This is a genomic window from Nonomuraea lactucae (assembly GCF_003313395.1).
GTDB lineage: Bacteria > Actinomycetota > Actinomycetes > Streptosporangiales > Streptosporangiaceae > Nonomuraea > Nonomuraea lactucae.
In genome coordinates this window covers 1-4,302 of record NZ_QNFZ01000758.1, presented here as the reverse complement: position 1 = coordinate 4,302, position 4,302 = coordinate 1, and the positions used below count along the sequence as shown (strand labels likewise).

Here is a 4,302-nt window from a genome sequence, read left to right as displayed (position 1 = left end):
GGCGTTGCGGACGGCGGACGGGGCGAGTCGCCGGGTGGCGCTGGCGTGGCGGACGGCGGACGGGGCGAGTCGCTCGGGGGCCGTGAGGAGCTGTGGCTCGACATGTGCGCCGGACCGGGCGGCAAGGCGGGCCTGCTCGCCGCCATCGCCACCCACGGCGACCTCGCGGGCCTCAGCCATCTGGCCGACCTCCCCGCCGCCCCGACCGACACACGCCACGACCCCGCCGCGCCGGAGACCACGCCCCAGGTCGATGTGGCCCCGCCCGAAGGCACGCGTCCGGCGGGGGAGAGCGCGTCCCCACGGGCAGCCGGTGCCGCGCGTCCGGCCAGGGAGATCGCGTCCCTACGGGCAGCCGACGGCGCGCTTCCGGCGGTGGAGATCGTGCCTCCACGGGCAGCCGGCGGCGCGGCGACCAGACGCACGGCCCGTGACATGCTGACGGCGCGCGAGTCGGGGGACGTCACGGCGGCACGGGCGGACCAGGTCGGGCTGACCCCGCTGGAGCCGTTCCGGGGCGGGGCACGGGTGCTGGCGTCGGACGTGCAGCACCACCGTGCCCGGCTGGTCCGCCAGACCACCGCGGACGCGGCCGTGATCACCGCGGACGGCGAGCTGCCCGCGTGGCGGCCCGGGGTGTTCGACCGGGTCATGCTCGACGCCCCCTGCACCGGCCTCGGCGCGCTGCGGCGCAGACCCGAGGCGCGCTGGCGGCGTGATCCGGGGAGCATCGCCGAGCTGGGCAGGCTACAGCGGCGCCTGCTCGACGCCGCCCTCGACGCCGTACGTCCCGGCGGTGTCGTCGCGTACGTCACCTGCTCGCCGCATCTGGCCGAGACCAGGGTCGTGGTAGGGGACGTGATCGAGCGCCGGGGCGATGTGGAGCAGCTCGACGCCCGCGACTACCTGCCCGAGGTCGGCGACCTGGGCGACGGGCCGCACGCCCAGTTCTGGCCGCACCGGCACGGCACCGACGCGATGTTCCTCGCACTCCTGCGCAAACGCTCGTAGGGCCTGCTCCCAGGCAGGAGCAGGCCCGGGCAGTTCGCGGGCAGCGCGGCACGTGGCGTGATGGCGTGTGGGGCGTGGCGCGTGCTCTCCGCCCAGGTCAGGTCGTGAAACTCCCTGGGGAGTTCCACGATCACAGACGTGACCAGGGCGTCGGCCGCCGCCTGGTCGGTGGGCGGCGTGCGGCCCAGGTGGGCGTCGAGCGCGGATCGGGTGATCTCCGCCCGGATCTCGGCGTCGTTCGTGAACGTGCCGATCTCACCGGACGCCGACATGCTGCACCGCGCAATGGCGATGATGATGCCGTCATCGTCCGCGAGCACTGATACTTTCATTGTCGAATCCTTGGTGGCCGCCGAGATATATCTGAACGGGTGATGACAGGGATCGTTCGATGACGACGCTCGTGAAGTAATCGGGGTAGGGGTTCGGATTGTCGAGTCGCGGCTGATGCGTACCGGGATCGTGGCCTCGGACGACGGTGTCGGCTGTCAGCGCGGAAGCCAACAGGATGATCGTTCCGCCTCGGTAGTTCACGTGCCGGCGCACGTCGGTGCCCCGGTCCTGAGTGACTGGCCCCCAGACGGGCATGGGTTTCTCCCTCGGTCGTTCTGATTTTCGGACGTCTTCCGCTCATAGTGACCATGCGGCGCCAGCGTCGATTGTCGGAATACCCTGGGCGTCGATCGGCGAAATGCCTCCAGAGGTGCGTGAGGGGTTTATGGAATTCATTGTCTGACAGTGGACCTAAACGCCGAAGGCGCACAAAGTCGGGCAAAGGGTCTCGGGAAAGGCGGGGCCGCCGCATGGGGGAGGGGGGTCGTTCATTAGACTCGCCTCATCATGGCCGTACAGATCTCGCCCAGCATCCTCTCCGCCGACTTCGCCCGCCTGGCCGAGGAGGCCGCCGCGGTGCCCAACGCCGACTGGCTGCACGTCGACGTCATGGACAACCACTTCGTGCCCAACCTCACTCTGGGGCTTCCCGTGGTCGAGTCCCTGCTGAAGGCCACGTCGACCCCGCTCGACTGCCACCTCATGATCGAGGACCCGGACCGGTGGGCCCCGGCGTACGCCGAGGCGGGCGCGGGCAGTGTGACCATCCACGCCGAGGCCGCCAAGGCGCCCGTGCGCACGCTGCGCCAGATCCGCTCACTCGGCGCCCGCGCCGCGCTCGCCCTGAACCCGGGCACCGCCGTGGAGCCGTACGAGGGGCTGCTGGGCGAGATCGACATGCTGCTGCTGATGACGGTCGAGCCGGGGTTCGGGGGGCAGAAGTTCCTCGACATGGTCCTGCCCAAGATCCGCACGGCCCGTACCCTCGTCGAACGCCACGGCGGCCAGATCTGGATCCAGGTGGACGGCGGCGTCACCACCGAGACGATCGAGCGCTGCGCTGAGGCGGGGGCCGACGTGTTCGTGGCGGGCAGCGCCGTCTACGGCGCCGACGACCCCTCCGCCGCCGTGGACGCCCTCCGCTCCCAGGCCACCGCCACTGCTGGCCGCTCGTAGCGGCACGGCCCTTCGACGTGGGCCAGCGAATCGGTCATCACCGGCACGGGAGCGGTCCTCGCTGCCCCGAATGCCCATGGCCGGGACGGGCGGGCAGGGTGATCGGCTCGGCCATGGGTGTCTCACGCCCCACGAAGCCGCCCATGCCCTCCCGCGCGGCCACGCGTGCGCGGTTGGACTCATGCCGCGCGCCAGAAGTTCTGTGACCTTCCTCTCTGATCTTCCCGCGAACCTCACTGATCTCGCCGGCATCAAACAACACGAATTCCCCAATTCGGGCCGACCCGAACAGCCAAGAATTTCGTGAAGGAGACAGAGGAAAATGCGTAAGATTTTCGTCGCCGCCGCCGCCGGAATCATGGCCATGGGCCTCGCCGCCGTTCCCGCCCAGGCCGCTACGGGCGCGCGGGAAACGACGACCGCCACGACCAAGAACTTCACCATCTGGTCACCGCTGAAGGAGGGTTACCTGAAGGGTAAGCTCTACGCGCGCTACGGCCATATGTACTTCACCGGCGTCGTCGTCGACACCACGGACGGCCCGCGGGACTACACCTTCGCCGAGGTGCGATACGTCGACAGGAACAACCATCCGAATCTGAAGCGCAGCCGCAACATCACCAGTGCCGAATACCGCTTCAAGCCCATCCTCTGGCAGGAGAACTTCGAGGCGCGCGTCTGCGAGGGTAACCCGAGCGAGGACGAGTGCGGCCCGTGGGTCAACCTTTTCTGAGTTGAACATGAGCGTGCCGGTACGCGGGCCGAACTCGCCGGCCGCCACGCTGTCCACACCGCCGGCCGCCCCGGCGGTGTGCGGCATGTGGCGGCGCGGGGCGACGGGGATCATGCCGAGTCGGACTGCGGCCCCCCGCGAGCGCCCGGGGACGGTCATCGCGCGGACGGGAACCCCGGCGGCATGCTCATCTCACTGCCGCCCCACGGGCCGCCGCCGACCAGCACGGTGGAGCCCGCCATGTAGGAGAACTCGTCGGTCGCCAGCGACACCACGGCCCTGGCGATCTCCTGCGGGCCGGCCATCCGGTGGAGCGCCGCGACGTTTCTGGGGCCCCACGCCCGCTTGAACGCCTCCCAGACGGCGTCCGGCAGGCCGCGTGGCCGCACGAACGCGGTGTCGGTGGTGCCGGGTGCGATCGCGTTGACCCTGATGCCCTTCGGGCCGTAGTCCATGGACGCGGCGTCCACGATTCCCTTGATCGCCTGCTTGCTCGCCGTGTAGGCGGCACCGCCCGGCCGCCGTGACTCCGATGACGTGCAGATGATCACGCCGCGGCCCGCCCTGAGCATGTGCGGCACCTCGTACTTGATGGCGAGGAACACCCCGCGGGCGTTGGTGTCGTGCACGTCGGCCCAGTCCTCGGCCGTCATCTCGTGAACCGGTGCCGTCCGGGTGATACCAGCGTTGTTGAACGCCACGTCGAGCCGGCCGAAGGCGCCGACCGCCTCGTCCACGAACCGCCGGACCTGCTCCGCGTCCCGCACGTCGGCGGGGAAGTAGCGGGCGGTGCCGCCGAGCCGGCGGATCTCCTGTTCGACCCGGCGGCCCAGCTCGGCCCGGCGCCCGCAGAAGGCGACCTTGGCCCCCTCGGCGGCGAACGCCTTGGCCGTGGCCTCTCCGATGCCCGAGGTGGCGCCGGTGATCAGCACCACCTTGCCGTCGAACCGGCCTCGCGGAGGCGCGGGCGGCGGCGGGCTCGTGGGCGGCGCGGTGAGGTACGGGGGAAGGGCCACGGCGGCGCCGGCCCCGATCGCGCCGGCCGCGAC

5 protein-coding genes are annotated in these 4,302 nt (G+C 70.9%); 4 read left to right on the top strand and 1 reads right to left on the bottom strand.

Annotation, left to right across the window (positions count from 1 at the left end):
* The 4 genes from DQW85_RS47080 to DQW85_RS26835 form a co-directional block, all read left to right on the top strand.
* The coding region (locus DQW85_RS47080) for an RsmB/NOP family class I SAM-dependent RNA methyltransferase (RefSeq protein ID WP_476703616.1) at positions 1 to 1,011 on the top strand (1,011 nt) is incomplete at its 5' end.
* Between the two features lie 138 nt (positions 1,012 to 1,149).
* Positions 1,150 to 1,386, top strand: a complete 237-nt coding sequence (locus DQW85_RS26845; RefSeq protein ID WP_113702705.1) for a hypothetical protein — start codon at positions 1,150 to 1,152, stop codon at positions 1,384 to 1,386.
* A 465-nt stretch (positions 1,387 to 1,851) separates the two neighbouring features.
* On the top strand, positions 1,852 to 2,520 hold the full coding sequence (gene rpe, locus DQW85_RS26840; protein ID WP_113702704.1) for a ribulose-phosphate 3-epimerase: 669 nt from the start codon (positions 1,852 to 1,854) through the stop codon (positions 2,518 to 2,520).
* A 322-nt stretch (positions 2,521 to 2,842) separates the two neighbouring features.
* The gene (locus DQW85_RS26835) at positions 2,843 to 3,253 is read left to right on the top strand and encodes a hypothetical protein (protein WP_113702703.1); all 411 of its coding nucleotides are present in this window, start codon (positions 2,843 to 2,845) and stop codon (positions 3,251 to 3,253) included.
* A gap of 155 nt (positions 3,254 to 3,408) precedes the next feature.
* Here DQW85_RS26835 and DQW85_RS26830 read toward each other — a convergent pair.
* On the bottom strand, positions 3,409 to 4,302 hold an 894-nt coding region (locus DQW85_RS26830; RefSeq protein ID WP_205315436.1), incomplete at its 5' end, for an SDR family NAD(P)-dependent oxidoreductase.

Coding starts and splice junctions, on each gene's coding strand:
- DQW85_RS26835 (WP_113702703.1), top strand. CDS start 2,843: ATGCGTAAGATTTTCGTCGCCGCCGCCGCCGGAATCATGGCCATGGGC.
- rpe (WP_113702704.1), top strand. CDS start 1,852: ATGGCCGTACAGATCTCGCCCAGCATCCTCTCCGCCGACTTCGCCCGC.